Origin of the sequence: Kribbella solani (genome assembly GCF_014205295.1) — a bacterium.
GTDB lineage: Bacteria > Actinomycetota > Actinomycetes > Propionibacteriales > Kribbellaceae > Kribbella > Kribbella solani.
Map to the genome: position 1 here is coordinate 4,736,213 of NZ_JACHNF010000001.1, position 26,341 is coordinate 4,762,553.

The 26,341-nt window shown below is 68.3% G+C and carries 24 protein-coding genes; 10 read left to right on the plus strand and 14 right to left on the minus strand.

All coding sequences use genetic code 11. The features are described 5' to 3' along the window. Positions 1 to 49 precede the first annotated feature (49 nt). The 4 genes from HDA44_RS21550 to mshA all read right to left on the minus strand — a co-directional run bounded on the left by HDA44_RS21550 (position 50) and on the right by mshA (position 4,815). Complete coding sequence (locus tag HDA44_RS21550; protein ID WP_184837168.1) at positions 50 to 2,083, minus strand: hypothetical protein; 2,034 nt, start codon at positions 2,081 to 2,083, stop codon at positions 50 to 52. Positions 2,084 to 2,247: 164 nt separating this feature from the next. Next, complete coding sequence (locus HDA44_RS21555) at positions 2,248 to 2,994, minus strand: phosphoglyceromutase (RefSeq protein ID WP_184837170.1); 747 nt, start codon at positions 2,992 to 2,994, stop codon at positions 2,248 to 2,250. Positions 2,995 to 3,003: 9 nt separating this feature from the next. Further along, complete coding sequence (locus tag HDA44_RS21560; protein ID WP_184844023.1) at positions 3,004 to 3,492, minus strand: type III secretion system chaperone family protein; 489 nt, start codon at positions 3,490 to 3,492, stop codon at positions 3,004 to 3,006. A gap of 30 nt (positions 3,493 to 3,522) precedes the next feature. After that, a complete protein-coding gene (gene mshA / locus HDA44_RS21565; RefSeq protein WP_337906224.1) occupies positions 3,523 to 4,815 on the minus strand; it encodes a D-inositol-3-phosphate glycosyltransferase in 1,293 nt (430 codons plus the stop codon). A gap of 104 nt (positions 4,816 to 4,919) precedes the next feature. Between mshA and HDA44_RS21570 the strand changes: the two genes are divergently transcribed. From HDA44_RS21570 to HDA44_RS21590, 5 genes are all read left to right on the plus strand, one after another. Next, complete coding sequence (locus HDA44_RS21570) at positions 4,920 to 5,915, plus strand: hypothetical protein (RefSeq protein WP_184837172.1); 996 nt, start codon at positions 4,920 to 4,922, stop codon at positions 5,913 to 5,915. An 89-nt stretch (positions 5,916 to 6,004) separates the two neighbouring features. Then, on the plus strand, positions 6,005 to 6,754 hold the full coding sequence (locus tag HDA44_RS21575; protein WP_184837174.1) for an SDR family NAD(P)-dependent oxidoreductase: 750 nt from the start codon (positions 6,005 to 6,007) through the stop codon (positions 6,752 to 6,754). A gap of 92 nt (positions 6,755 to 6,846) precedes the next feature. Then, positions 6,847 to 7,233 (plus strand): helix-turn-helix domain-containing protein, encoded by a 387-nt coding sequence (locus HDA44_RS21580; protein ID WP_184837176.1) that lies wholly within the window; start codon positions 6,847 to 6,849, stop codon positions 7,231 to 7,233. Between the two features lie 36 nt (positions 7,234 to 7,269). After that, a complete protein-coding gene (locus HDA44_RS21585) occupies positions 7,270 to 7,803 on the plus strand; it encodes a hypothetical protein (protein ID WP_184837178.1) in 534 nt (177 codons plus the stop codon). A 108-nt stretch (positions 7,804 to 7,911) separates the two neighbouring features. After that, positions 7,912 to 8,256, plus strand: a complete 345-nt coding sequence (locus tag HDA44_RS21590; protein WP_184837180.1) for a DUF2516 family protein — start codon at positions 7,912 to 7,914, stop codon at positions 8,254 to 8,256. A 100-nt stretch (positions 8,257 to 8,356) separates the two neighbouring features. On the opposite strand, the gene HDA44_RS21595 is transcribed toward HDA44_RS21590, so the two are convergent. The 4 genes from HDA44_RS21595 to typA all read right to left on the minus strand — a co-directional run bounded on the left by HDA44_RS21595 (position 8,357) and on the right by typA (position 13,689). Further along, the gene (locus HDA44_RS21595; RefSeq protein WP_184837182.1) at positions 8,357 to 9,148 is read right to left on the minus strand and encodes a L,D-transpeptidase family protein; all 792 of its coding nucleotides are present in this window, start codon (positions 9,146 to 9,148) and stop codon (positions 8,357 to 8,359) included. A 152-nt stretch (positions 9,149 to 9,300) separates the two neighbouring features. Continuing rightward, positions 9,301 to 9,897, minus strand: coding sequence for a L,D-transpeptidase (locus tag HDA44_RS21600; protein WP_184837184.1), 597 nt, complete (start codon positions 9,895 to 9,897; stop codon positions 9,301 to 9,303). Positions 9,898 to 10,080: 183 nt separating this feature from the next. Continuing rightward, complete coding sequence (locus HDA44_RS21605) at positions 10,081 to 11,763, minus strand: glutamate--tRNA ligase (RefSeq protein WP_184837185.1); 1,683 nt, start codon at positions 11,761 to 11,763, stop codon at positions 10,081 to 10,083. Positions 11,764 to 11,826: 63 nt separating this feature from the next. Further along, positions 11,827 to 13,689, minus strand: a complete 1,863-nt coding sequence (gene typA, locus HDA44_RS21610; RefSeq protein ID WP_184837187.1) for a translational GTPase TypA — start codon at positions 13,687 to 13,689, stop codon at positions 11,827 to 11,829. Positions 13,690 to 13,952: 263 nt separating this feature from the next. Between typA and HDA44_RS21615 the strand changes: the two genes are divergently transcribed. After that, positions 13,953 to 14,588: a TetR family transcriptional regulator gene (locus HDA44_RS21615; protein WP_184837190.1), complete on the plus strand. Its 636-nt coding sequence runs from the start codon at positions 13,953 to 13,955 to the stop codon at positions 14,586 to 14,588. A 58-nt stretch (positions 14,589 to 14,646) separates the two neighbouring features. Here the strand turns inward: HDA44_RS21615 and HDA44_RS21620 are convergent, their stop codons facing one another. Together HDA44_RS21620 and ygfZ are read right to left on the minus strand one after the other, a co-directional pair. Beyond that, complete coding sequence (locus HDA44_RS21620) at positions 14,647 to 15,651, minus strand: asparaginase (RefSeq protein WP_184837192.1); 1,005 nt, start codon at positions 15,649 to 15,651, stop codon at positions 14,647 to 14,649. A 261-nt stretch (positions 15,652 to 15,912) separates the two neighbouring features. After that, positions 15,913 to 16,905 (minus strand): CAF17-like 4Fe-4S cluster assembly/insertion protein YgfZ, encoded by a 993-nt coding sequence (gene ygfZ / locus HDA44_RS21625; protein ID WP_184837194.1) that lies wholly within the window; start codon positions 16,903 to 16,905, stop codon positions 15,913 to 15,915. Positions 16,906 to 17,014: 109 nt separating this feature from the next. Between ygfZ and HDA44_RS21630 the strand changes: the two genes are divergently transcribed. Beyond that, positions 17,015 to 17,836, plus strand: coding sequence for an LLM class flavin-dependent oxidoreductase (locus HDA44_RS21630; protein ID WP_184837196.1), 822 nt, complete (start codon positions 17,015 to 17,017; stop codon positions 17,834 to 17,836). Between the two features lie 62 nt (positions 17,837 to 17,898). Here the strand turns inward: HDA44_RS21630 and HDA44_RS21635 are convergent, their stop codons facing one another. After that, the gene (locus tag HDA44_RS21635; protein ID WP_184837198.1) at positions 17,899 to 19,266 is read right to left on the minus strand and encodes a cation:dicarboxylate symporter family transporter; all 1,368 of its coding nucleotides are present in this window, start codon (positions 19,264 to 19,266) and stop codon (positions 17,899 to 17,901) included. Between the two features lie 131 nt (positions 19,267 to 19,397). Between HDA44_RS21635 and HDA44_RS21640 the strand changes: the two genes are divergently transcribed. Together HDA44_RS21640 and HDA44_RS21645 are read left to right on the plus strand one after the other, a co-directional pair. Beyond that, complete coding sequence (locus HDA44_RS21640) at positions 19,398 to 20,654, plus strand: sensor histidine kinase (RefSeq protein WP_184837200.1); 1,257 nt, start codon at positions 19,398 to 19,400, stop codon at positions 20,652 to 20,654. Continuing rightward, positions 20,647 to 21,324: a response regulator gene (locus tag HDA44_RS21645; RefSeq protein ID WP_184837201.1), complete on the plus strand. Its 678-nt coding sequence runs from the start codon at positions 20,647 to 20,649 to the stop codon at positions 21,322 to 21,324. The genes HDA44_RS21640 and HDA44_RS21645 overlap by 8 nt, the downstream gene beginning before the upstream one ends. Before the next feature lie 10 nt (positions 21,325 to 21,334). Here the strand turns inward: HDA44_RS21645 and HDA44_RS21650 are convergent, their stop codons facing one another. The 3 genes from HDA44_RS21650 to HDA44_RS21660 all read right to left on the minus strand — a co-directional run bounded on the left by HDA44_RS21650 (position 21,335) and on the right by HDA44_RS21660 (position 23,830). Then, on the minus strand, positions 21,335 to 21,829 hold the full coding sequence (locus tag HDA44_RS21650; protein WP_184837203.1) for a heme-binding beta-barrel domain-containing protein: 495 nt from the start codon (positions 21,827 to 21,829) through the stop codon (positions 21,335 to 21,337). Positions 21,830 to 22,084: 255 nt separating this feature from the next. Then, on the minus strand, positions 22,085 to 22,432 hold the full coding sequence (locus HDA44_RS21655) for a DsrE family protein (RefSeq protein WP_319038425.1): 348 nt from the start codon (positions 22,430 to 22,432) through the stop codon (positions 22,085 to 22,087). Positions 22,433 to 22,570: 138 nt separating this feature from the next. Further along, complete coding sequence (locus HDA44_RS21660; RefSeq protein ID WP_184837207.1) at positions 22,571 to 23,830, minus strand: FAD-dependent oxidoreductase; 1,260 nt, start codon at positions 23,828 to 23,830, stop codon at positions 22,571 to 22,573. Between the two features lie 91 nt (positions 23,831 to 23,921). Here HDA44_RS21660 and HDA44_RS21665 point away from each other — a divergent pair, with 91 nt between their 5' ends. Then, complete coding sequence (locus HDA44_RS21665; RefSeq protein WP_184837209.1) at positions 23,922 to 24,929, plus strand: helix-turn-helix transcriptional regulator; 1,008 nt, start codon at positions 23,922 to 23,924, stop codon at positions 24,927 to 24,929. Positions 24,930 to 26,341: the final 1,412 nt, after the last annotated feature.

A 26,341-nucleotide genomic window follows, 5' to 3' on the forward strand; every position in this document is an offset into this window, starting at 1 on the left:
CGGCCCCGGGCGATTGGTTGCCGGGGGCGCCTGTTTGTTCTGCTGATGCTCAGCGGGCGATGTCGATCGCCGCGGTCAGCGGTTTGTCGGCGGTCAGCGTCCAGGCCGACCGGTTCTCGAAGCCGGTGTTGTGGATGTCGAGGTTGATCCCTTCGATGTGGTCGAAGTTGACGAACAGGCCGGGGCTGGTGGCCGCCTGCCGGGTACAGATCCCGAACTGGATCGACACCGAGGACTTGCCCTTCACCAGGTCCGTCACATCGATCCCGCCCTGGTGGTCGGACGCGTTCATGTAGAACCACGGCCAGTAGTCACCGGCGTCCCGGCTCCAGATCAGCTGCCCATCGACCCACAACTGCTTGAACATCTCGCCGAACCGCGCCTGTTCCGGATCCGCGTGCCAGAACGACACCTCGTACCGGGACTGGCCCGGTTTCACCCGCACCTGCTGGCTGGCGGTGGCACAGGTGTTCGCCGGGATCGGCCCGTTCGGAACCGTGAATGTGAGCCACCCGTTCCCGTACATCGCCCGGTTGGCCGGTTCGATCCGTACCGAACTCGCGCGCGGCCCCTGCACCGGCCAGTACGACTGATGCTGGTACCGGGCGTACGCGGCGCCGATCGCGTTGAAGATCCGCGCCGGGCGATCGACCGAGTAGATGTCGATGTACGGCTGCATCGTCGGCTGGTTGCGGGTCAGCGTCCAGTCCCGGTCCCGCTCGAAGCCACCGTTGCGTACGACCACGCCACGGCCCGTGACGTCGTCGATGCTCCAGTCCAGCGGCCACCAGCCGACCCCGCGCTGATGGAACAACCGGAACGTGACCTTGGCGGAGGTCTTGCCCTGGAACGCAGCGGTCAGGTCGACCGTTGTCGTCTCCCAGGTCTCCTTCGGATCGACCTCCACATCGCTCTGCCACACCACCTGGTCGTCGACCAGTACCTGTTTGAACTGATACCCCTGCAAGCCACCGACGTCCGGATCTCTTTGTTTGAAGGTGATCGATCGCGGTCCGTTGCCGGTGACAATCATCTGTTGCGATGCGGCGGCGTAGCTTCCGTCGACGGTCGGCGTGAAGTTGCCGACGCTCAGACTCAACCGCCCGTTTCCGGTGTGTCCCCAGTAGTCCCAGCTCGGCTGTTGCAGATCGATCCGCACCGGGGCGCCGTACGCGATGACGCCGTCCAAGCGACCATCGGCCAGGTACGGCGTGGCGCGCCGCAGTACGTCGGCCACGTACCGTTCGTCCGGATGGATCATGCCGTCGAGGAAGCGGCCGGTGTACACGAGTAGCGCCAGGCTGAGGCCTCTTGGACGCAGGACGTCGAGCGAGGCGTCCAGCCGTGGTTCCAGCCAGGTCGGGTCGATCGAGCTGTTCGCGTAGCCGGTGTACGGGTAGATCACGCCGTCCAGAGCGCCCTTGATCTTGTCGGCGGTCGCGGGCGTGATGTCCCAGGAGTACAGCGTCACGTACCACTTGAGCCGTGGGTTGACCGCGTCCTGCGCGGCCCGGACCTGACCGAGGTACTCCTTGGTGAACAGCGTGCTGTTCGAGCCGACCAGGAAGTCGTCGATACCCCACGACTTCACGTTCGGGTACGTCAGCGAGAGCTTGGCGAGCTCGGTCGCCCAGCGGAGGTAGTCGGTGTCGAAGGGTCGTGAGCAGCGCCCGTCGAGGTACCGGACCGGGTTCCGGAAACACTCCGACGGCGGCACCAGGTACACCATGATGTCGATCCCGGCCCGCGCAGCCGCCGGCGCGAACTCCAGCCGGAGGTCGTCCCAGTCGGTCGCCTTGTCCCAGATCCCGAACGTGTACATGGTCGCGTGCATTTGCCGGAGCCGGCGGATCGTGGCCGGCGTATCGATGTGGCGGAAGCCGTCCGCCCGCGGTCTGGTCTCGCGAATCTTCGCCTCGACCGTGTTCCCGCCCTCCATCGCGGACAGGAACGGTCGCTTGGCCACCTGATCGGGCGGACCCGCCGAGGGCGGACCCACCATGGGTGGCCCGGCCGCGGCCCGCGGCACCACCACCATCGGGATCAGCAGGAACGCCAGTAACAGGATCCGGGCACGTCGCATCATTCCGTCCTCCAGAGCGGTGGAATACGGATATCTTCGAAATACGGGAACTATATCCCGTAAATAAGAGATTAAGACGCGATTCGCCCACCGGCAAGACCTCGGCCCGGCACGAAAAAACGCTCCCGGCCGAAGCCGGGAGCGTCAGTGCGGTTTTGGTTTGGTCAGCGGCCCTGGTTCTTGACTGCCTCGATGGCGTTCTTGGCGGCCTGCGGGTCGAGGTACTCGCCGCCGGGCGTGACCGGGTTGAAGTCCTCGTCCAGCTCGTAGTACAGCGGGATGCCGGTCGGGATGTTCAGGCCGACCACGGTCTTCTCGTCCAGGTTGTCCAGGTGCTTGACCAGGGCGCGCAGCGAGTTGCCGTGCGCGGTCACCAGCACGGTCTTGCCGGTCCGCAGATCCGGCACGATCGCGTCGTACCAGTACGGCAGCATCCGCTCGACGACGTCCTTCAGGCACTCGGTCGCGGGCAGCAGCTCCGGCGGCAGTCCGGCGTACCGCGGGTCGCCGGCCTGGTCGTACTCGGAACCGCGCTCGATCGCCGGCGGCGGGGTGTCGTACGAGCGGCGGAACAGCATGAACTGCTCCTCGCCGAGCTCGTCAAGGGTCTGCTTCTTGTCCTTGCCCTGCAGGGCGCCGTAGTGCCGCTCGTTCAGCCGCCAGGACCGGCGGACGTCGATCCACTGCCGCTCGGCGACCTCGAGGGCGATGTTCGCGGTCCGGATCGCGCGGCGCAGCAGCGAGGTGTGCAGGACGTCCGGCAGCAGGTCGCGGTCACGGAGCAGCTCGCCACCGCGCTGCGCCTCCTCGACGCCCTGGGCGTTCAGGTCGACGTCGACCCAGCCGGTGAACAGGTTCTTGGCGTTCCAGTCGCTGTGGCCGTGGCGGAGCAGGATCAGGCGATAGGTCATGGCGGGATTCTATCGAGGCTCCAGCCAGCCCTTGAACGCGTCCAGGTTCCGGGTCGATTCGCCGCGGGACAACCGCCACTCGTACTCCTTGCGGATCGAGGACGCGAACCCGAGTTCGAGGATGGTGTTGAAGGACGTGTCCGCGTACTCCAGCACCGCGCCGAGCAGCCGATCGACCTCGGCCGGCGTGATCGCGTGCAGCGGCACCCGGCCGTCGAGGTGGATGTCGCCGAGATGGTCGACCGCGAACGCGACGCCGTACATCTTCAGGTTCCGCTCCAGCAGCCAGCGGTACACGGCGGCGTGGTTCTCGTCCGGATGCCGGGCCACGAACGCGTGCACCTGCACCGCCTGCGCCCCGACCGTCAGCGTCACGGTCGTCTTCAGCTTCCGTTCACCGGGCAGATCAGCGGTGAACGCGCCCGGCGCCGATTCGGTGAACTCGATCTCGTTCTCGGTCAGCACCTGACGGATCACGTCCGCCGCCGCGACCCTCACAGCACTCTCACCCAACTACCTCCATGACTCTCACCCGGCCACCTCGGCCGCGATCTCCGCCGCCATCGTCTCCGCGGCGGTCCGGTACGCCGCCAGCGTCTTCCGCGCGGTCAGCTCCCAGCCGAACCGCCGTGCATGCTCGACCGCCGCGTGGCTCATGCTCTCGCGGACGGCCGTGTCCGTCGCGATCCGGGCCAGCGCGTCGGCGAAGTCGTCGACCCGGTGACCATGCACCAGGTACCCGGTTCGCCCGTCCAGAACCGCGGTACTCAGACCGCCGACCGCCGCGGCCACCACCGGCGTACCGCAGGCTTGTGCCTCCAGCGCGACCAGCCCGAAGGACTCCGAGTACGACGGTACGCACACCACCGACGCCGCCCGGTACCAGTCGGCCAGCCGCGCCCTTTCCATCGGCTTCACGAACCGGGTCACCTCGCCGATCCCGAGCGCCCGCGCGAGCTCGGCGTGCGATTCGGGATGCTCCATCCCGTTGCCGGACGGACCGCCGATGATCGCCACCACCAGGCGGTCCCGGAGCGCCGGGTCGCGTTCGAGCATCCGCGCCGCGGCCCGGATCAGCAGGTCCGGCGCCTTCAACGGCTGGATGCGGCCGACGAACGCGAGTACGACGGCGTCTGCCGGCAGCCCGGCTGCTTGACGGGCGGCGCGCTGGTCACCGGGGCCGAACAGCTCCAGATCCACACCCGGATTGACCACGCCGACCTTCGCGGGCAGCGCGCCGTACAGGTCGATCAGCTCGCGCGCCTCGTCGTCGGTGTTGGCCAGCAGCCGATCCGCGGACTCCACCACCTGCTCCTCACCGAGCAAGCGGGCCGGCGGTTCGGGTACGTCGTCCTCGGCCAGGCTGGCGTTCTTCACCTTCGCCATCGTGTGCATCGTGTGAACAAGTGGGATCGCCCAACGATCGCGGGCGAGCAGACCGACCTGGCCGGACAACCAGTAGTGCGAGTGGATCACGTCGTACCAGCCGGGCTCGTGGATCGCTTCGGCCCGAAGGACGGCGCGGGCGAACGTACACAGCTGGGCCGGCAGTTCGTTCTTGGTCAGTCCCTCGTACGGGCCGGCGGCGACGTTGCGTACCGTCACGCCCGGCAGCAGCTCGACCCGGGCCGGCAGCGCCGACGCGGTCGCCCGGGTGAACACGTCGACCTCGATGCCCAGACCGGCCAGCTGTTTGGACAGCTCGACGACGTAGACATTCATCCCGCCCGCGTCGCCCGTACCCGGCTGATCCAGCGGCGAGGTGTGCAGGCTGATCATCGCGACCCGCCGAAGCGGACGCTCAGCGGCGGTTTCGGTCACCTCGTCAGGGTAGCTCCGCAGTGTTCTCGGGGTGGGTCTACCACCACCTGCACTGGCGGACTCGGCCCACTGTGCCGGCGGCCGTCCGGCGAAAGCATTGAGTCATGCGAACAGTCCTCGAAGAAGTGAAGTCCTGGCACCGGCCGTTGATGCTGATGGTGCTGGCGATGGCCGGTCTGGTCCTGACCGCCGGCGTCGGGCTGCTGGTCGACCACCGCGAGATTCTCAACGAGTCGGTTTGGCTCAAGCCGTTCAAGTTCGGCATTTCCTTCGTCATCTACGGCGCCACGCTCGCGTGGTTGCTGTCCAAACTGCGCAAGGCGCGACGGCTCGGCTGGTTGACCGGCACGGTGTTCGCGCTGACCGGCATCGTGGACGTCGGCTTCATCGCCATCCAGGGCGCCCGGGGTACCTTCAGCCACTTCAACACCAACACCGACACCTTCAACCAGGTCGGTCAGAAGATCTTCGCGAGCGGCGTATTCGGACTGTTCGGCGCCAGCCTCGTGGTGGCGATCATGCTGCTCTTCCAGCGCATCGGCGACGCACCGCTGAACCGCGCGATCCGGACCGGGATCGCCCTCGCGACGGCCGGCATGGCGCTGGCGTTCTACCTGGTCGGCGCGAACCAGGACAAGTACCAGGTGTCCGACGCTTCCGGCCACCCGGTCACGCTGGCCGGCAGTCACGGCATCGGCGTCGAGCCCGGCGGTCCCGGAATGCCGTTGACGAACTGGAGCACGGTCGGCGGCGACCTGCGCATCCCGCACTTCGTCGGTCTGCACGCGATTCAGGTGCTGCTGTTCACCGTACTCGCGCTGAGCCTGCTGGCCGCGCGGGTCGAGTGGCTGCGTCCTGAGCGGGTCCGTACCCGGCTGGTCGGGGTCGCCGCGTTCGGGTACACCGGGTTGATGGTGACCGTGACGGTGCAGGCGTTCCGGGGTCAGTCGCTGATTCATCCGGACGGGCAGACCTGGACGATGTTGGGTGGGTTCACCGCGCTCACGCTCGCGGCATTGGCGCTCGTCGTCGCGACCGCCCGGCGGCAGGCCCCCGTACCCACCGAGCGGGTGGAAACTCGCCGGCCGGTCGGCGTCTGACCAGCTCGGACCTGAGGTGCAAGGCAGCCCGGTCGGGCGCAGTCTGAGACTGCCCGGCCGGGCAGCTGCACGTTTGAGAGACTCGGAGCATGACTTCGAGCGCGCGTCCTCTTGCCGTCGTGACCGGAGCCAGCAGCGGGATCGGGGCCGCCTCCGCGCGGCACCTGGCCCGGGCCGGCTTCGAGGTGATCTGCGCCGCCCGGCGGCTGGACCGGATCGAGGCGCTGGCGAAGGAGATCGACGGCCGCGCGGTGCAGTGCGACGTGACCTCGGCCGAGGACGTCGCCGCCCTGACCGCGGCCGTCGGCGGCAACCTGCAGGTGCTGCTGAACAACGCCGGCGGCGCCTTCGGCCTGGAGCCCGTCGCCGAGGCGGACCTGGACGCCTGGCGGCAGATGTACGAAGTGAACGTGATCGCCGTCGCCGCGGTGACAAAGTCGTTGCTTCCGGCCCTTATCGCCGGACAGGGCACCATCATCGTGATGGGTTCGACCGCCGGCCAGGTCGCGTACGAGGGCGGCGGCGGGTACGTCGCGGCCAAGCACGGCGCCAAGGCCGTCGTCGACACGCTCCGCCTGGAGCTCTACGACCAGCCGGTCCGGGTCACCGAGATCGCCCCCGGCATGGTGCAGAGCGAAGGCTTCGCCCTGACCCGCTTCAAGGGCGACCAGGCCAAGGCGGACGCCGTGTACGCGGGCGTCCGCGAACCCCTCACCGCCGACGACATCGCGGACATCGTCACGTACGTCGCCACCCGCCCCGCCCACGTCAACCTGGACCGCATCACCGTCCGCCCCCGCGCCCAGGCCGCGCAGCACAAGGTCTTCCGGCAGCCCTGACACGGAGGTCCTGACACCGGCCGGCGGAGCTGGTGAGCGGGGTCACGGGGTGGGTGCTTGCAATTGCAAGCAGGTGCAAGCAGACTGGTGTCATGGCCAGGTTGAGTGACAAGGCGGCTGGGGCGGTGGGCTCCCTCGGGGAGTACCTCGCCGAGCAGCGGCGGCACGCGCAGCTGTCGTTGCGGCAGCTGTCGGACCTGGCCGGCGTGTCGAACCCGTACCTCAGTCAGATCGAGCGCGGCCTGCGGAAACCGTCGGCGGACGTACTGCAGCAGCTCGCGAAGGCGTTGCGGATCTCCGCGGAGACCCTCTACGTACGGGCCGGCATTCTCGATCCGGAAGACAGTCCGGACGGAACTGGGCGTACTTCCGGGGGCGTGGTCGACGCCGTCCTGCTCGACCCCGCGCTGAACGAGCGGCAGAAACGCGTCCTGCTGGACGTGTACGCGTCGTTCGTCCGGGAGAACACGTCCGACTGACCTCACACTGCTGAAAACCCTCCGAGGAGAAGCCTGATGGCTACCCGTACGCCCGTTACCCCGTTCTACGCGATCGCCGGCGCCGGCGACCTCGCGGTGGAGAAGGTTCGCGCCACCGCCGGGGACGTGTCCGCCCGGTTCGCGAAGCTCGACCAGAAGACGCTGCAGGCCGAGCTGACCAAGGCGCAGGGCGAGCTGACCAAGCGCTTCGAGGCGATCGTCGCCGACGCCCGGACCGCTCCGGCCCGGCTGCGCGAGCTGCCGAAGACCGCGTCCGCCGGCTTCACCACCGTGCTCGGCCAGGCCGAGGAGACGTACGAGGACCTGGCCGGCCGTGGAAAGGAGCTGGTCGAGCGGATTCGCCACCAGCAGGCCACCGAGGACCTGGTCGGCACCGCGAAGACCACGGTCAGCAAGGCGAAGGCGACCCGGACGTCCGCCAAGAAGACGGCCCAGAAGACCGCCCAGACCGCGAGCCGGAACGTGAAGGCGACCGCGACCAGCGCCCGCAAGACTGCCAAGGCCGCCGCGAAGGCCGCCGAGTCCGCCGCCGACAAGGTCGGCGACTGACTTCCGTCACCACACACGGTGACGAGTGACTGACCTTTGCGTGAAGGGCGGTCCACAGCTGCCACTCGGCAGAGGTGGACCGCCCGGTCCGTCGGCTAGGCTCGTAACATGATCACCTTCCAGAGCCTGATCCCCGGGTTCACAGATCCGCTGTCGGTCATCTGGTGGGTGCTGCTCGGGTTCAAACTGGTCGCCCTGCTGGACGCGGCGTTCCGGCCGCGGGCGGTGTTCATCGCCGCCGACAAGCTCACCAAGCCCGGCTGGGTGCTGATCCTGGGCGTGTTCACGCTCAGTCAGTTCTTCCAGGGCTGGCTCAGCTTCTTCGGCCTGATCGGCATCGTCGCGTCGGCGGTCTACCTGGTCGACGCCCGCCCGGCGCTGCGGGCCGCGACCGGCCGGGGCCGGGGCGGCTGGGGCGGAATCCGCCGCCGCCGGGGTCCCCGCCCGCTGTAGACAAACCGCCCCAAACCGGTTCGGGGCGGACAACTGTCCTTTTCGGGCGGGCAGGCCTCCCCAAACCGGTTCGGGGAGGTTCGGGAGGGCGGCGAACTGGTTACGAGCGGTAGACGATGACCTTGTCGCCGACGTGTACCTCGTCGAAGAGGACCTTGATCTTGCCCAGGTCACGGACGTTCACGCAGCCGTGCGACGCGCCGTTGTACCCGCGGGCGGCGAAGTCCGACGAGTAGTGCACCGCCTGGCCGCCGCTGAAGAACATCGCGTACGGCATCTTCGAGTCGTACAGCTTGGAGACGTGGTTCCGGCTCTTCCAGCCGACCGTGAAACTCCCCTCGCGGGTCGCGGTCTTCACGGCGCCGAACCGTACGTCCAGTTGCATCTTCACCACGCCGTCGACCACGTACCGGAGTTTGCGGGTGCTCTTGTCGATGCACAGCGCCACCCCGGTCGCGCAGCGCGCGTCGAGCTTCTTGCCGTCCACCACCGGCGCCGGCGGGTACAGCTCGGTCTGGGTCGGCTCGTGGGTGACCTTGGCGAGCTGGTCCAGGGTGTTCTGGTCCACGTACCCGAGCTGCGGGATGTCCTTCGACTTCTGGAACTTCTTCACCGCGGACCGGGTCATGGTCCCGAAGTCGTCGTCCAGGTAGCGCTTCTCGAGCAGTTTGAGCTGGACGAGCCGGGCCTCGACCTTGCGTACGTTCGCGCCGCTGGAGCCGTTCTTCCAGAGCGCCTTCGGGTAGATCGGAAGTTCACCGCTGATCTCGAACGGCACCGCCTGCACGTCGGCCGGAGCAGCATCCGCGCTGGTGCCTGCGGTCAGCAGGCCCGCGAGTACGCCACCGACGACCAGCCCACCGACCAGCTTCCGAACAAACAGCCCACGCATCGGACACCCCTCCGTCGCCCCAGACCTACCTTGGTAGGACGCCCCAACCCCGCCATTAGTTGACTTCCCAGCGTACCGGACGCTCTACCAGGCGTGGCGGGAACGCAACAGCGGCCGAGGGTTGAGCCCCCGGCCGCCGGTGATCAGCTGATTCACTTGCTGTAGACGAGGACCTTGTCGCCGACGCGCACCCGGGCGAACACCCAGGCGATCTTGTTCTTGTCGCGAACGTTGACGCAGCCGTGCGAGGCGCCGTTGTAGCCGCGGGCGCGGAAGTCCGACGAGTAGTGCACTGCCTGGCCGCCGCTGAAGAACATCGCGTACGGCATCTTCGAGTGGTACAGCGTCGAGACGTGATTCTTCGACTTGCGCTGGATCTTGAAGGAGCCGTTGCGGGTCGGCGTCTTCATCGCGCCGAACCGGACGTCCATCACCTGAACGGCCTTGCCGTTCACCAGGTACACCAGCTTGCGGGTCTTCTTGTTGATGCAGAGGACCCGGCCCTTCGTCATACAACGGCTGTCCAGCCGGTACTTGGCCATCGTCGCCTTCGTGGACGAGGCCGGAGTGGCCTTCTTCGCCGCGGCTGCCCGCGGCGGCTGGCCGACCGGTGCCGGAGCCGTTGCCGTTTTCTGCGCCGCCCCCACGACCTGTGGCGCGGCCTCAGCAGATGTGGTCGCCGAAAGCGCCCCGACGCCCACGAACGCGGCGGCCGTCAGAGTCGCGCAGACCTTACGCAGAATGCCCATGATTCCCTTGTCCTTCCCCCAAAGAGTGCTTCCACAAGACAGACGTCGCTACTGAACGTCTGGTTGGTAACGATCCGGAACTTCTAAAACAACCTCTTGCCCCCGAGACCGGCCGAAGAATGGTGTATCACATAGCAGAGCGATGTATCTCATCGGCCGGACGACCGTTTCCGGTTCGTGCCCTTAGCTGTTGCCGTCGGACCCGTTCTGCTCCGGGCCGATCAGCGCGCGCAGCCGGCGCAGCACCTCGGCCGCGCCGAGCGCCTGCGCGGTCGCATGCAGGTCCGGACTGCGGGTCGCCCCGGTGATCGCGACCCGAACCAGCTGAGACGCCTCCCGGATCGAGCCCACGTACGCGTCCGGGTTCTTCTTGTACTCCTTGGCGTTCGGCGCGAAACCATGCGCACCGGCCAGGGACCTGATCTGGTTGAACCACTCCTGCGAATCGTCACCGTGCTCGTACCCGGTGACCAGCTCGCGCGCGAAGGCCGTGACGACCTCCGGCGCGACCCCCAGCGGCACGAGGCGATCGTCGGTAGGACCATCAACCGGTACGAAGATCTCCGGGAAGAAGAAGCCGTACTCGGCCCGGAAGTCCGACCACTTGCGCAGGTCTTTGCGCGGGTTGTCGACCCCTTCGCGCTCGACCGCGAGCGCCCGCAGCGCGAGCTCGTTCTCCTTGTCCAGCACGGGTACGAGCTCGGCGTCGTACTCCGTGGCCCACTCCCGTACCGCCGCGAGGATCTGCGGACCGCTCAGCGTCGCGATGTGGTCGGCGCTGATGTCCTCCAGCTTGACCAGGTCGACGAGCGGTCCGGCAACGCCGCACTGACTCAGGTCGAGCGGTGTCGCCAACGCGGTCTCGAGCGGCATTTCAGCCAGCCGGCCGTTGGCCAGACCACGCAGGTAGTACAGGACCGCGGCGGCCGGGTACCCGGCGCCGATGTAGAAGTCGACGCTCGCCTCAGGGTCCTTGCGCTTCGACAGCTTGCGCTTGCCGCCCGGGATCTGCTTCATCAGCGGCGCGATGTGCGCGTACGTGATCGGGTCGAACTCGAGCGCCGCGAACAACTGCTGGTGCAGCGGAACCGAGGAGATCCACTCGTCGCCGCGGATCACCAGGTTGATCCGCATCAGGTGATCGTCGACCGCGTGCGCGAAGTGGTACGTCGGCAGCCGCGGCGACTGGTCGGACGCCTTCAGGATGACCGCGTCGTTCCGGTTCGCCTCGTGCTCGAGCCGGCCCCGGATCGCGTCCACGAACCGCGCCCGCTGCCCGTCCGCGTCATCGGGCGCGCGGAACCGCACCACGTACGGCGTACCCGCGGCCAGCTTCGCCGTCACGTCGGCCGGGTCGGCGTCGCGCCACAGCGCCCAACGGCCGTAGTACCCGGTCGGTACTTTCGCTGCCTGCTGCCGCGCGGTGATGTCGGCCAGCTCGTCCTTGGTCGCGAAGCACAAGTACGCCTTGCCCTGCCGCAGCAGGTGCCGGACGTACGTGAGGTAGATCTGCTCACGCCGCGACTGCAAGTACGGCCCGTACGCCCCGTGGTCATCGCTCTCGTCGGCGTTGATGCCGAAGTACCCGAACCCGCGCGCGAACTGCTCCCGTGCGCCCTCGACCTCGCGGGACTGGTCGGTGTCCTCGACCCGGACCAGGTACACGCCACCGGAATGGGTGGCGATGTCCCGGTCGATCATCGCCGCGTAGATGCCGCCGATGTGGATGAAACCGGTCGGCGAGGGACCCAACCGCGTGACCTTCGCGCCGTCGGGCAGGTCACGCCGCGGATACTGCTGCTCCCAGTGCGCGGGCTCCGGCAGGTCGCTCGGGAACAGGTCGTCGATGACCGCACGGTCCAGCATGGTTCGGTGTCTCTCGCTTCCGGTTTCAGTTGTCGGCGGTACGGCCGGTGCCCGGCCTGGTACTCAGCTCTTGGACTTACGGCCCAGCTTGGCGCGCTCGATCTGGGTCAGCGCGACCTTGCGCATCCGGATCGCGTCCGGGGTGACCTCGACGCACTCGTCCTCGCGGCAGAACTCCAGCGACTGCTCCAGCGAGAGCTTCCGGGCCGGGACCAGCTTCTCGAACTCGTCCGCGTTCGAACGGACGTTGGTCATCTTCTTTTCCTTGGTGATGTTCACGTCCATGTCGTCGGAGCGCGAGTTCTCACCGATGATCATGCCCTCGTACACCTCGGTGGCCGGCTCCACGAACATGGTGCCGCGCTCCTGCAGGTTGATCATCGCGTACGAGGTGGCGGCGCCGGCCCGGTCCGAAACCAGCGAGCCGGACGGACGCGTACGCAGCTCGCCGAACCACGGCTCGTACCCCTCGAACACGTGGTGCGCGATACCGGTACCGCGGGTGTCGGTGAGGAACTCGGTGCGGAAGCCGATCAGGCCACGCGCCGGGACCAGGAACTCCATCCGGACCCAGCCGGTGCCGTGGTTGGTCATCTGCTCCATCCGGCCCTTGCGGACCGCGAGCAGCTGGGTGACGGTCCCGAGGTACTCCTCCGGGCAGTCGATGGTCAGCCGCTCGACCGGCTCGTGCCGCTTGCCGTCGATCTCGCGGGTGACCACCTGCGGCTTGCCGACGGTCAGCTCGTACCCCTCGCGGCGCATCTGCTCGACCAGGATGGCCAGCGCCAGCTCACCACGACCCTGCACCTCCCACGCGTCCGGACGCTCGGTCGGCAGCACCTTCAGCGACACGTTGCCGACGAGCTCGCGGTCCAGCCGGTCCTTGACCAGGCGCGCGGTCACCTTGGTGCCCTTCACCCGGCCGGCCAGCGGCGAGGTGTTGGTACCGATCGTCATCGAGATGGCCGGCTCGTCCACCGTGATCAGCGGCAGCGGCTTCGGGTTCTCCGGGTCGGTCAGGGTGTCGCCGATCATGATCTCCGGGATACCGGCGATCGCGACGATGTCACCCGGGCCGGCCGAGTCGCCGGGGACTCGCTCGAGCGCCTCGGTGACCAGCAGCTCGGTGATCTTCACCTTCTGGATCGAGCCGTCGTGGCGGCACCAGGCGACCTGGGCGCCCTTCTTCAGCGTGCCTTCGTGCACCCGGACCAGGGCGAGCCGGCCGAGGAACGGCGACGCGTCCAGGTTCGTGACGTGCGCCTGCAGCGGCGCGTCCTCGGTGTACTCCGGGGCGGGCACGTTCTTCAGGATGGTCTCGAACAGCGGCTCGAGGTCCTCGGAGTCCGGCAGTCCGCCGTCGGCCGGCTGGTTCAGCGAAGCGCGGCCGGCCCGGGCGGACGCGTACACGACCGGGAAATCCAGCGCGCTCTGGTCCGCGTCGTGGTCGAGCAGGTCCAGGAACAGTTCGTACGTCTCGTCGACCACCTCGGCGATCCGGGCGTCCGGCCGGTCCACCTTGTTCACCACCAGGATCACCGGCATCTTCCGGGCCAGCGCCTTGCGGAGCACGAACCGGGTCTGCGGCAGCGGGCCCTCGGAGGCGTCCACCAGCAGCACGATCGCGTCCACCATCGACAGGCCGCGCTCGACCTCACCACCGAAGTCGGCGTGGCCGGGGGTGTCGATGATGTTGATCGTCATCTGCTCGCCGTTCGCCATCTTGTGGCGGACGGCGGTGTTCTTGGCCAGGATCGTGATGCCCTTCTCACGCTCCAGGTCACCGGAGTCCATCGCACGCTCGTCGACGTGCTGGTGGGCCCCGAACGCGCCGGACTGCCACAGCATCGCGTCGACGAGAGTGGTCTTCCCGTGGTCGACGTGGGCCACGATCGCGACATTGCGCAGGTCGTTACGGACAGGCATGAGGAAGCGCTCCAAGCAGTCAGTGGGTTCTGGCGGTGGCTACGGCTGGTTTCACGTGCCACTCGACACAGGGCGCAGCCCCGTCATCTTACCTGTCACCGTCCGTGTCCAGAAAACGGGACGGCCTTTGACTTTGGTTGACTGGACGTCCAGTCTATAGACGGCGCCTGGGGAGGGGCCGAAAAACGGGGGGTCAGCCCGAAGCGCCGGGCACACGATGGGGGTTGCCCGGCGCTTGGGGCCAGGACCGGAAGAAGGGGACAGTGCCGCGTTCGGCCACCGTCAACCAGGAATTACGGGAACGTTCCCGGGAACGCATCCTGACCGCGGCGCTGGAAACCTTCGCCGCCAAGGGCTACGAGGCCGCGTCGATCTCCGACATCACCGCCGCCGCCGGCGTCTCCCGCGGCCTGGTCGCCTACTACTTCGGCACCAAGGAACAACTCGCTGCCGAACTCCTGGACCGCTGGCTCGACGGCATCGCCGCCCTGCTCACCCTCCAGGGCACCCCCGACGAACGCCTCGCCGCCATCATCGACGCCACCCTGCTGGCCGCCGCCACCACGCTCCCGGTCCAGCGCCTGGCCATCACCCTGATGATGCAACCCACCACCCACGCCGTCTTCGCCCGCGTCGAACAGGCCAAGACCGCCCGCCTGACCGAGGTCGAAGACACCCTCCGCGACATCTTCGCCGCCCGCGGCGCCCCCGACCCGGCCACCGAAGAAATGTTGCTAAGAGCAACCTTAGAAGGAATCACCGTAAAACTGGCGATCTACCCCGAAACCTTCCCCCTGGAAGCAATCCGCCACCGCCTGTACACGTCCTATGCGCTACCGGCACCGCCCACGCCCCTCCCGATCCGGTCCCCCGCGGTCGACCGCCTCCGGGCCAGGTAGCGCTCTACGGAAAAGAAACCGTCACCAGGCGGCTGAAGAGTTCCGGAAAGCGTTGGGTTCAGCCGAAGAGCTCGGGGTTCGGGCGGGTTTCGCCGACGCGGACGCCGCCGCCGAGTACCGGCAGGCTGATGTGCCGGTCGATCACGTCACCCGTGATCCCGAGGCGCCGCAGCGTGGCGGCCAGAACCACCTCGCGGGCACGCTTGCCATCACCGTCCTCGACCTTGATCGCGATACCCCTGCCGTCGGCGAGCCCGGCCGCGTACACGCCTTCCGCGCCGACCTTGCAGAACAGACCGTCGACCTGGCGGATGAAGTCCGCCTCGTCGCGCCTGGTCCCGCTGGCGTACTCCGGGTGCGCGCGGAACGCGTCCGCGATCCGGCCCTCGTCGGTGTCCGGTGCCGCTGCCGCGAACAGACCGAAGGACCGCGCCAGACCGGCCAGACTGATCGCGAAGATTGGGGCACCACAGCCGTCCACCGCGACGTACGAGACCTTCTCGCCGGCCGTGTCCTCGACGGCAGTACGAATCGCCTGCTGCAACGGATGACCGGGCGAACGGTAATCGTCGGCACCCCAGCGCGCCTGCGGGTCGTTCTCGGTCGCCGGATCGTGGATCTGCCAGCCGTTGAGCGTACTGGTCAGAATCATCGCCGCGTGCTTGCCGGAACAATTCATCGCGACCTGCCGCGGTTCACGATCCGCCCGGATCCAGGCCGCGTGCGCATCCTCGTCCAGCGGGTACGCGACCGGCGTACGCAGCGCGGACTCGTCGAGGTCCGCCTTCGCCAGGATCTCGCGTACGCCGTCCAGGTGGAACTGTTCGCCGGAGTGGGAGGCGGCGGCGAGGGCCAGTAAGTTGGCTTCGAGGGGGAGGCCGTGGCGGAGCATGGCCAGGGCCTGCATCGGCTTGTTGGAGGAGCGGGGGAACATCGGCTCCGCCACGATGCCTGCGGACCAGCTGACGGTGCCGTCGGGCTCGGTCACCACGACGGAGCCGCGGTGGTGGCCTTCGACGAAGCCGTTGCGGACGACGTCGGCCAGGATCACAGGTTCGGTCACGGCTGAACTGTACAGGTGCAAAACCGTCGGACGTGAATGATTCTGGGCAGCTCATCCGCGGCTGGAGTCGCGGTGAAACAGGTCACAGTTGGGTCGTCGGGCGTGAGGATAGCGGGGGCGGGCGGGTCCAACTCACGGACCGCATCAGCCCCAGGCGCAGGTGGCCGGTGCGGCACGTCGGCGGGCGTTCAGGGGCGCCCGCCGACCCACCTTCGGCCAGGTGCGCGTGGTGCGGGTGTGCCGGCGGTGGGCACGGGCCGGTTACAGGCGGGCGCGGACGTGTAGGCCAGCTTCGGGGTCCACCAGGAGTTCTTGGGTGGCGGTGACCGTGGGCTGGTCGTCGGCGGTTACTTCCAGCGTCGCGCTGGGGTCGACGTTGCGCTTCACGACGGCGAGGGCGATCGGGCCGAGCTCGTGGTGGCGGGCCGCGGACCCGATGAAGCCGACCTGCTTGTCGCCGACCCGCACGGCGTACCCGTGCGCAGGCAGGTGGTCGACCGAACCGTCCAAGTGCAGCCGAACCAACCGACGCGGCGGCCGGCCGAGGTTGTGTACGCGAGCCACCGTCTCCTGACCGCGATAACACCCCTTGTTCAAATGCACCCCAACCCCGAGCCAGCCCAACTCGTTCGGGATCGCCCGCTCGTCGCTGTCCAACCCGAACCGCGGCACGCCGGCCTCGATCCGGAGCGCCTCGTACGCCCAGACGCCCGCCGCCGGACCCGCCAGCCCAGCTAGGTCCGCCCGCGGCAGAAACACCTCAAACCCGCCCAGCGAATCCGCGCCACTACGAGTCAGGTACTCACCGCTCGGCGCCCCGAAGCGCCAAACGATCGCGTAGTCGTCGGTCACGTCAGCGATCTCGACCCGCGACATGAAGACCATCTTCCGCAGCCAGTCGATCAGCGCCTCGGCCGCACCCGGCTCCGTGTGGAACCAGAACGTTTCGCCGTCGTCCACCCCGTACATCACATGCTCGACGTGGCCGGTCGGCGAGAGCAGCAGCGCGGTCGTCGACGTACCAGGTTTGAGACCCTCGAAGTACTGCGTGGTCAGCGCGTGCAACCAGGTCAAACGGTCCGGCCCGGTGATCGTGACCACGTCGCGGTGGGACAGATCGGCGAACGCCTTGCCGTCGATCAGCGCGCGCTGTTCGCGCAGGTCGGAGCCGTAGTGCGCCGCGACCCCGGCGTCGAGTCCGTCGGCCTCGACCGCACCGGGCCGGTCCAGCAGGGGGCTGCGGTTGCGTGACATGTCACCAGAGTACGTCGGCCGGCGTACGTGGAACGCCTCCCGTCGTGGGATGTGGACAACGCCACGAATCCGCCACTCTGGAATCAACACACGACCGAGGGGACGAATGATGAGTGACAGGCGATTCCGGTTCGGCATTGTCGGGAGTCCGAGATCCGGCGCGGAATGGACCAAGACCGTCCGGCAGGCGGCCGACCTCGGCTACACGACCGTGCTGATGCCCGACGGCCTGCAGCTGCCGTCACCGTTCCCGTCGCTGGCGATGGCCGCTGCGGTCGCCGATATCAGGGTCGGTACGTTCGTCGCGGCGGCCCCGCTGCGTACGCCCCGCGCCGCCGCCTGGGAGGCGCACACGCTGACCGTACTCACCGACGGGCGGTTCGACTTCGGTATCGGCACCGGCCGGCCGGTGGCGGAGCAGCAGACCGCGGAGCTCGGACTGCCGTGGGGTTCGCCAAGAGAACGTCGCGACCAGGTTCGGGAGACGCTCGATCACCTGGTAAAGCTCGACGGCGAGCAGCGTACGCCGATCATGCTCGCCGCCGGAGGCCCGCGAGCACTCGCGCTCGCCGCGGCCCGGGCCGACATCGTCTCGCTCGCCAAGGACGCGCTGACGCCGCGGGCCGAGGTCGCTCAACTCGTCCACGACCTGCGCGAACTGGCCGGTCCGCGCGCCGACGACATCGAACTGGCGATGAACCTGTTCGCGGCCGGCACGCGGGAGCTGCCCCCGTGGACCAAGCAGGCGGCCGGCGTCGACCCGGACGTACTGGAGGCAACCGACTCGCTGATGATGCTCCGCGGCACCCCGCAACAGATGGCCGACGAGCTGCAACGCCGCCGCGACGAGTTCGGCACCTCCTACATCACCGTCAACTCCACCTTCCTGGAAGACCTGGCCCCCGCGGTAGAGCTCCTGCACGGCAAGTAGATCGGCACAGCGCTGCCCGCCGGTCTGTGGCCCGGCGGGCAGCGCCTGGAGGGGGAAGGTGGCTAGTGGGCCGCGCCGGCCGGGGCGGTGGTCTGCGCGGGCTCGCTGCCGTGGGTGTCACCGGCGGCGAAGGCGACCTCGTCGAACGGATCGTTGCCCGCGAACACCTTCCGGGCCTGTTCCTTGTCGAACTCGCCGACCCAATGCCCGACCAGCAGCGTCGCCACCGCATTGCCGGCGAAGTTCGTCAACGCGCGGGCCTCCGACATGAACCGGTCGATACCGACGATCAGGCCGACACCATCCACCAGCTCCGGCCGGTGCGACTGCAGACCGCCCGCCAGGGTGGCCAGCCCGGCACCGGTGACGCCGGCCGCGCCCTTCGACGCGACGATCATGAACAGCAGCAGCGACACCTGCTGCCCGAGCGAGAACGGCGTGTTCATCGCCTCCGCGATGAACAAGGACGCCATCGTCAGATAGATCGCCGTACCGTCCAGGTTGAACGAGTACCCGGTCGGTACGGTGATGCCGACCACCGACTTGTCGACGCCGAGGTGTTCCATCTTTCCGATCAGCCGGGGCAGGGCGGTCTCCGACGACGAACTGGACACGATCAGCAGGAACTCACGGCCGAGGTACCGCAACAGCTGGAAGATCGACAGCCCCGTGACCAGCCGCAGAATGGTGCCCAGGACAACGACCACGAACAGCAGACAGGTCAGGTAGAAGGCGAGCATGATCTTGCCGAGGCTGATCAGCGCATCCGTACCGGTCGCGCCGACGACCGCCGCGATCGCGCCGAACGCACCGACCGGCGCGACCCACATGATCATCGACAGGATCTTGAACACCAGCCGCTGAATGTGCGCGATCCCGGTCAGGATCGGCTGGCCCTTCGTACCCATTGCCTGCAACGCGAAGCCGACGAGCAGCGCGACCAGTACGGTCTGCAGCACCTCGCCCTCGGTCAGCGAGGAGAGCAGTGACTTCGGGATGATCCCGATGATGAAGTCGCTCGTACTCTCGTGGGCGCCGGCGGCCTGCTTCTGGCCGGCCTCCCGGAGCTTGTCGGTCAGGTTCAGGCCGGAGCCGGGCTGGACCAGGTTGCCGACCAACAGGCCGATGGCGAGCGCGACCGTCGACATCACCAGGAAGTAGACGAGCGCCAGACCGCCGACCTTGCCGACGCTGGCGGCCTGCCGGACCGAACCGATACCGAGCACCAGCGTGCAGAAGATGATCGGGCTGATCAGCATCTTGATCAGGTTCACGAAGCCGGTACCGAGCGGCTTCAGCTCGGTCGCGAAGTGCGGGAACAGGAACCCGACACCGATACCGAGCAGCACGGCGACGATGACGGCGATGTAGAGGAAATGGGTCCGGTCGTTGCGGACCGGCGTGGGGCGGGGTTCGGTCGGGCTCGACATTGGTGGGACTCCTGTATCGGCCGGGCGGAGGGGTGTTTGGGGTACTTGGTGGGCCTGGTCAGTAACTGTGACGTGACGCACAGGAGAAGTGAGCATTTCGTTCATATCGTTCGCCGTGCAGACTGTTCGCCATGAAGCATCGACCGTGGGAGCTGCGCCGCCAGGTGTTCTGGCTGCAGACCGTCACGGTCACCGTACTGATCGCGATGGCGTGGATCACCATGGTCAGCCGGACCCGGGCCCAGGCGCTGCGGGACGCGGCCGCGAGCGGACTGCCCGCGCCGACCTGGTGGGAGCTGGTCCGGCTCGACCTGCGCTCGATGCTCGGGATCGCCAGCCTGATGCTCGGCATCGCGATCGCCGGCAACGCGCTCGTCACCTGGCGGGTCCGCCGCGCGACGCGCGGGATCGGTACGCAGTCGCTGGCCCGGATGCTCGACTTCTACGAGGGCGTACTGCACGCTGCCCGCGAAGGCCTGATCCTGCTCGACCTGGACGGCCGCGTCCAGCTCGCGAACGACGAAGCGCTGACCCTGCTCGGCCTTCGCGAGGTCGCGCCGGGCACCCCACTCGAGGAACTGCACCTCGGCGCACCCCTCGCGGAACTGCTCGCGACCGGCCGGACCGCGTACGACGAACTGCACCTCGGCGCGCGCGGTGTCGTGGTCGTGAACCAGCAACCGTCCGGACGCGGCCGGATCGTCACCCTGCGGGACCACACCGAGCTGCAACGACTCCTCGGCGAGCTGGACGCGGTACGGAGTTTGGCGGAATCCCTGCAGGCACAGAATCATGAGGCGTCGAACCGGCTGCACACCGTCGTCAGCCTGATCGAGATCGGAAAACCGGAACGGGCACGGGAGTTCGCGGTGTCGGAGTTGCAGTTCGCGCAGGCGATGACCGACCGGGTGGTCGGTACGGTCGGCGACCCCGTACTCGCCTCGCTGCTGCTCGCGAAACTGGCTCAGGCCCAGGAGCGTGGCGTCGTACTGTCCCTCGATCTCGGCCACGAAACGCTGAACACCCGGCTGCCGGCCCAGGACGTGGTCACCGTGGTCGGAAACCTGCTGGACAACGCGATCGAGGCCGCGCGCGGCGGTCCGGCACCGCGAAAGGTCGAGTTCCGGGCCGCGACCACGCCGGACGCCGTCGACCTGATCGTCACCAACACCGGCGCCGAGCTCGGTTCGGTGGAGCTGGCGCACATGTTCGAGCGCGGCTGGACCACGAAGGCGGAGCCAGGTCACGGGCTCGGGCTGGTACTCGTACGCGGCACGGTCGAACGATGGCAAGGTTCACTGATGGTCGATCCCGATTCCGAGCTGGACGAGGTACCGGCGCTGACCGTACGCGTCCGCCTGCCCCGAGCGGTGAGCGCCAGTGCCTGATCTCCGGGTCCTCGTCGTCGAAGACGATCCGGTCGCGGCGGAAGCCCACCGTACGTACGTGGACCGGCTGCCGGGGTTCGTCTGCGCCGGAATCGCCGGCACCGCCGGCCGGGCCCTCCAGGTCCTTGCCCGCGGCAACATCGACCTGGTACTGCTCGACATGCACCTGCCGGACGGTCACGGCCTCGACGTCGTCCACCGAATGCGGGCCCTGGGCAACCAGGTCGACGTGGTCGCGGTGACGTCGGCGCGCGAGGTCGCCGCGGTCCAGGCCGCGGCACGGATCGGCGTGGTTCAGTACGTGCTGAAACCCTTTGCTTTCGAGACATTGCGCGATCGGCTGTCCGCGTACGCCCGCCGGCGCCGCGCGGCCGAATCCGGCCAGGTGGTGGCCGATCAGGACGAAGTGGACCGCTTGTTGCACCCAGCAACTATCTCGTCGGTCCCGAAAGGGCTCGCCGGTCCCGTACTCGATCGGGTGGTTCAGCTGTTGGGTAATCGTGAAGGGTGGACGGCCGAGGAAGTGGCGACGTCGTTGGGTACGTCACGGATCACGGCGCGCCGGTACCTCGAACACCTCGCGGACCAGGGGCAGGCGCTTCGTACGCAGCGCTATGACGGGCGCAGCGGGCGGCCGAAAGTGGAGTACTCCTGGGTCGCGGAAAGCTGACCTTCGCCGGTCAGGACCGGACGAGGGTGGCCCAGAGGTGCGGCTGAAGCGCCTGGCCCTCGGCTGCCATGTCGTACGCCCAGAGCAGCTCGCCGTTGACCAGCCCGTACAGGCGGTGTCCGGCGGTGACTTCCTTCGCCGACACCGTACGCGCGACCATGTCCGTCTGCAGCTCGATCTTCGCGCCGTCGATGTCGCCGTACCAGATCTCCGCGAACCCGGTCGGATGCGCCAGGATCACCTCGATCTTGTTGTCCGGCCGCGGCCGCCAGAACCCGGTCTCGACCGCGAGCGGACGCTGCTTGGTCCCATCCTCGCCGACCACGAACGTCTGGCTGACATAGTGCAGGTACGGCTTCCCGTTGTGGGTGAAGTCGATCTGCTGCCCGAACTCGAACTTCTCGATCGTCGGGTAGTCCCCGTGCCCGCGTCCCTCCCAGCGCCCGAGCAGCCACGCCAGCGGCACCAGGTCCGGATGCAGATCCTGCGGGATCTCGAACGCCATCGAACCCCTCAGCTCGCGTTCCGGCCGCGGTACAGCCGATAGACGACAAACGCCGAGAACCAGCCCATGAACACACAGACCAGCACCAGCAACGAGGTAAAGACGACGTGCAACACGTTGGCCAGTCTAGAGGATGCCGCCCCTCCCCCGAGGCCCCCACCGACGTGACCTCCCGCACCACCTGGGTTCCCGCACGACCGTCAGCCCGCGTGGGCTCACGCGCCATCGTCAGCCCGCGTGGGCCGCGCGCGGCCGTCAGTACACGATCGCCTGGGCGCCGTCGGCGAGGATCTCCTCGACGAAGGCGGGCGCGCCGGCGATCCGCGTACCCGGGATCAGATCCGCCTCGGTCAGCTCCCGCCGCTTGGCGCACTGCGTACAAACCGTCAGCCGGCCGCCCTCCAGCACCGCCGCGACCAAGTCCGCCAGCGGCGCGGCGTGCGGCAACTCAAACCCCTCGGCCCGCCCCGGCACGGCGAAGAAGACCGCATCCCCGGTCAACCAGAACGACACCGAGGCCCCCGCCGCAACCGCGCTGGCCCCCACCGTGAACGCCTGATTAACCCGCTCCGCCTCGCCGGCCCCCGCCGTCAACTTAATCACCAAAGCCCGCTCCACCCCACAACGCTAACCGACCTCACTCCTCCCCAGGTACGCCCCGACACTTCGGCTCGAAGCGGGCCCCGCTCTCCGGCTCGGGGCCGGCCCCGCTCTCACGCTCGACGGAGCCGGCCCCAGCAGTTACTTGTGGTGACCGGCTCCCAGGAGCGCGGTCGGGAGGCGAAGCCGAGCGCCGGCCGCGAGCAGCGGGCTCAGGGTGGCGGTAGCCACAGCACCCAGCGTCCCGTCCGTCGCCAGAATCAGCCGAACCGTTTTCATGGCAGCCGTGAGCACCTCCGCACCACGCTGCCGCGCCTGCTCCTCGTACCGACCGACCGCCTCCGGAATGGCTTCGTGCGTACCCAGCTGGCCAATCAGATCGGCAGCATCCTGGATCGCCGCACCAGCGCCCATCCCCGCGGTCGGCGGCGTGGCATGCACCGCATCACCCAGCGCGGTGATCCGACCAGCGGACCATGGCGCGAGATCAACCGCACTAGTCGAGGCAGCATTGAACCGGAACGCCGCCACGCTGCCCGGATCGGCGCGCGCGATCACCTCCAGCGTGTGATCGGCCCACCGATGCTCCCTGAATCGATCGACCAGCGCGGTCTGCAGCGCGGCACCATGCAGGTCGCGCAGCGAAGCGGTCCGTTCGGACTCAGGAAACATCGCCCCCCAGATGTACGTCGGTCCAGTGGTGACCGACCTGCTCAACTCAGGAGCATCGAGCGCCGCGTTCCCGACCGGATCAAGGAACCCGACGTACATCGCGGCACCCCGCGGACCGATCCCCATCGACGAACGCGTACCGAGACGGTCCACCTCAGCCGTACTCAGGTCCGCCCGCACGGTACGACCGGAGAACCCGATGATGCCGACCGGACGATTGGTCCGCGCTCCCGCCAGGTGACGAGCGACGATCGAATGAGTCCCATCGGCACCAACCACCAAGTCCGCCGAAACCGACGTGCCATCGACAAAGCTGACCTGCGGCGTACCGCGTCCGTCAGTACCCACACTCGCGACGGTCTGCCCAAGCCTCAGGTCTTCACCAGCAGCCTCAGCCAGCAGCGTACGCAAGGTAATGCGGTCAACATCGATGCTCGAACTACCGGACAGATCTGGACCATGCCCGAGCACGCGGCCGCGGTAATCCCAGAACACGTCGCGATCCCTCGCGCGCAATGCCGACGCGGAAGCCAAGAGCCGGCGCATGGTCTCCGGTTCGACCAGCCGTCCCAGCGCCGACTGGGCTCGCTGATCGAGGGTGATGTGGTACCCGCCGGTTGCAGTGACGTCGGTATCGCGGTCATACACCGTCACCTCGTACCCGCTCCGCCGCAACCCCGCCCCCAGAGCGAGCCCGCCGATCCCTCCGCCAACCACGACAACCTGCATTCCCAACCGCCTTTCGTCCACTGCCCGTCGAGTCCGACTCTGACACCAGTACTGGCCATCGAGTGACCAGTACTCCTGGCAAGATGAACTAATGGCGACCACGTCACACCGCGCGCTACAACTGCTGTCGTTGCTCGGAACCGGCCGGACCTGGCCGCTACGCGACCTCGCCGCCAAGCTCGAAGTCAGCGAACGCACCGCGCGCCGCGACCTCGACACCTTGCGCGAGCTCGGATACCCGGTCGCGACCGTCCGCGGCCCACACGGCGGCTACCGCCTCGGCACTGGCCACACCCTGCCGCCACTGCTGTTCGACCACGAGCAGGCACTCGCGATCGCCATCGCGCTACAAACCGCCCCGCGATCCGTGTACGGCCTGCAAGACGGCACCGCCCGTGCCCTGGTCACCGTGCAACAAGCCATGCCCGCCACACTCCGCGCCGCGATGGAATCCCTGCGCCTGACCAGACTGCGCAACTACTGGGAGTTCCCCGGACCCCCGATCGACCCCGCCGCACTGACCACCGTCGGCACCGCCGTCCGCCTCCACCACATCCTCACCGCCGAAGTCCTACGCCCCGACGGCACCCGCATCGCCCCTGATAAGGCCGACTTCGCCGCCCCACACCGCCTCGAGCCCCACCACCTCGTCGTCTGGACAGGCCGGTGGTACCTCATCGCGTACGACCTGAACGACCAGTGCTGGCGAGTAGACCGCGTAGACCGCCTGCACCCACGCCCCACCGGCCGCGCCTTCACACCCCGCGAACTCCCCGGCGGCGACCTGGCCCACTTCGTCATGACCAGCCCCGACCGCGGCGACACCCCCGCCGCCGACTGGCCCTGCACCGGCAGCGCCCGCCTGAACCTCCCCGCCCAAGTAGTCGCCCACTGGGCCCCCGGCGGCTCCGTAGTAGAGCACCTCGACCCCCACCACAGCCGCCTAACCCTAGGCGCCTGGTCCTGGGCCGGCGTAGCCGGAATCCTCGCCACCTTCGACACCGACCTAACAGACCTACACCCACCCGCCCTAACCCAAGCCTGCCAACAAATAGCCCACCGCTACACCACCCTCCAACCAACACCCCCACCGACCTAGCCCCACCCGCACCCGCCCCACCGACTCGCCCCGCCTCACCCGACGCCAAACACACCCCGCCACAGCTCTGCTCCCATACCGCCATCCATCACCTACCCACGCGCCGCGCCACACCGCCGCCCGCAACCAACCTCTGACCCCACCCACACGCGCTCCACGCCACCGAACACGCACCGTCACGACGGTTCGGCTCTCCACCCGCCGCCGGGGCACCGCAGGGCACCCCGTGCCCGCCCGGCCATACCGGGCCACCCAAGCCCCACCAAGGCAACCCGGGGCAGACCCACTCCCCACCAACACCAGCACCCGACCGCGCCGGACCACACGCCACCGCCCTTGGTGGGGGCAGCCGATCCACCCCGCTCGGACAGGCCCTGCCCTTCCCAGCCCCGTCAGGCCCACTCCTACCGATCAGGCCAGTCCGCGTACGGCACACCGCCAGCCAGAACACCCTCCGTACAGAACAGATTGGTGAGGGCAGAACCGGCCTACCCACATCCTGGGGCGGGCACGGCGTACATAGATCTCGGCCAGGCGGCCGACGTACCGAACGAGTGCAGACGCGACCTACGCCTGCCAGACGACGTACCGCACAAAGCTCGCCTGGGGCAGACGACCTACACCTCGGACCTCGACTGAACACTCGGCGTACCCGCCCGCAGCCCCGCGCTGATCGAACCGGCCCGAGACGCGCTACGCACCTGGAGTGCTCGACGGGGCAGCCCTACCTCAGTCCAGGGCAGATGTTGCGCATCGGGGCAGCTCATCCAGACGGCTAGCGACCCGCACTTCCGGCACGAGCAGAACACTCGGCGTACTACGCGGGGCTGAGCCGGCCACCCGGCCCACAACACACGGGCAGCAGGCGCGTCGAACCCGGCCAGGGATCGCCGCGCGCCGCCCTCGACGGCTGGGCCTGGGCGGCGTACACCCTGCGGGGAGAGCGGGCCACGCCTGACGGCTGGGCCGGGCAGGGCACTGGGGATTGGCCTGTATGTAGCAACGGACCGGCCAGATCGCGCGGACAGGAAGTAGACGCGTGCCAAGGCAGAGCTGCACGGATGCACCTGCCGGGCGCGTACGCAGCGCAGGCGAGTACGCAGCGCAGGCGAGTACGCAGCGCAGGCGAGTACGCAGCGCAGGCGAGTACGCAGCGCAGGCGGGTACGCCGCGCAGGCGGGTGCGCGCAGGACGGGGTGCGCATCGCAGGCGGGTGTGCGCAGGGCGGTTGTGCGCCCGCCCGGGGTGGGCGGTCAGCAAGTCGAGCGCCAACGTACGCGGATGGCCAGCTGAGTCGGGCAGAGGCTGTGCATGAACGGCAGCTGACTTAGGCGGGCATGTGCCGGACACCGAATGGTTAGCTGGCCCGCGGCCGGGGGCGGGAAGACCGAGTGCTGCATGGAGGCCGTCGC

Coding starts and splice junctions, on each gene's coding strand:
- HDA44_RS21550 (WP_184837168.1), bottom strand. CDS start 2,083: ATGCGACGTGCCCGGATCCTGTTACTGGCGTTCCTGCTGATCCCGATG.
- HDA44_RS21555 (WP_184837170.1), bottom strand. CDS start 2,994: ATGACCTATCGCCTGATCCTGCTCCGCCACGGCCACAGCGACTGGAAC.
- HDA44_RS21570 (WP_184837172.1), top strand. CDS start 4,920: ATGCGAACAGTCCTCGAAGAAGTGAAGTCCTGGCACCGGCCGTTGATG.
- HDA44_RS21575 (WP_184837174.1), top strand. CDS start 6,005: ATGACTTCGAGCGCGCGTCCTCTTGCCGTCGTGACCGGAGCCAGCAGC.
- HDA44_RS21580 (WP_184837176.1), top strand. CDS start 6,847: ATGGCCAGGTTGAGTGACAAGGCGGCTGGGGCGGTGGGCTCCCTCGGG.
- HDA44_RS21585 (WP_184837178.1), top strand. CDS start 7,270: ATGGCTACCCGTACGCCCGTTACCCCGTTCTACGCGATCGCCGGCGCC.
- HDA44_RS21590 (WP_184837180.1), top strand. CDS start 7,912: ATGATCACCTTCCAGAGCCTGATCCCCGGGTTCACAGATCCGCTGTCG.
- HDA44_RS21595 (WP_184837182.1), bottom strand. CDS start 9,148: ATGCGTGGGCTGTTTGTTCGGAAGCTGGTCGGTGGGCTGGTCGTCGGT.
- HDA44_RS21600 (WP_184837184.1), bottom strand. CDS start 9,897: ATGGGCATTCTGCGTAAGGTCTGCGCGACTCTGACGGCCGCCGCGTTC.
- HDA44_RS21605 (WP_184837185.1), bottom strand. CDS start 11,763: ATGCTGGACCGTGCGGTCATCGACGACCTGTTCCCGAGCGACCTGCCG.
- typA (WP_184837187.1), bottom strand. CDS start 13,689: ATGCCTGTCCGTAACGACCTGCGCAATGTCGCGATCGTGGCCCACGTC.
- ygfZ (WP_184837194.1), bottom strand. CDS start 16,905: ATGTCACGCAACCGCAGCCCCCTGCTGGACCGGCCCGGTGCGGTCGAG.
- HDA44_RS21630 (WP_184837196.1), top strand. CDS start 17,015: ATGAGTGACAGGCGATTCCGGTTCGGCATTGTCGGGAGTCCGAGATCC.
- HDA44_RS21635 (WP_184837198.1), bottom strand. CDS start 19,266: ATGTCGAGCCCGACCGAACCCCGCCCCACGCCGGTCCGCAACGACCGG.
- HDA44_RS21640 (WP_184837200.1), top strand. CDS start 19,398: ATGAAGCATCGACCGTGGGAGCTGCGCCGCCAGGTGTTCTGGCTGCAG.
- HDA44_RS21650 (WP_184837203.1), bottom strand. CDS start 21,829: ATGGCGTTCGAGATCCCGCAGGATCTGCATCCGGACCTGGTGCCGCTG.
- HDA44_RS21660 (WP_184837207.1), bottom strand. CDS start 23,830: ATGCAGGTTGTCGTGGTTGGCGGAGGGATCGGCGGGCTCGCTCTGGGG.
- HDA44_RS21665 (WP_184837209.1), top strand. CDS start 23,922: ATGGCGACCACGTCACACCGCGCGCTACAACTGCTGTCGTTGCTCGGA.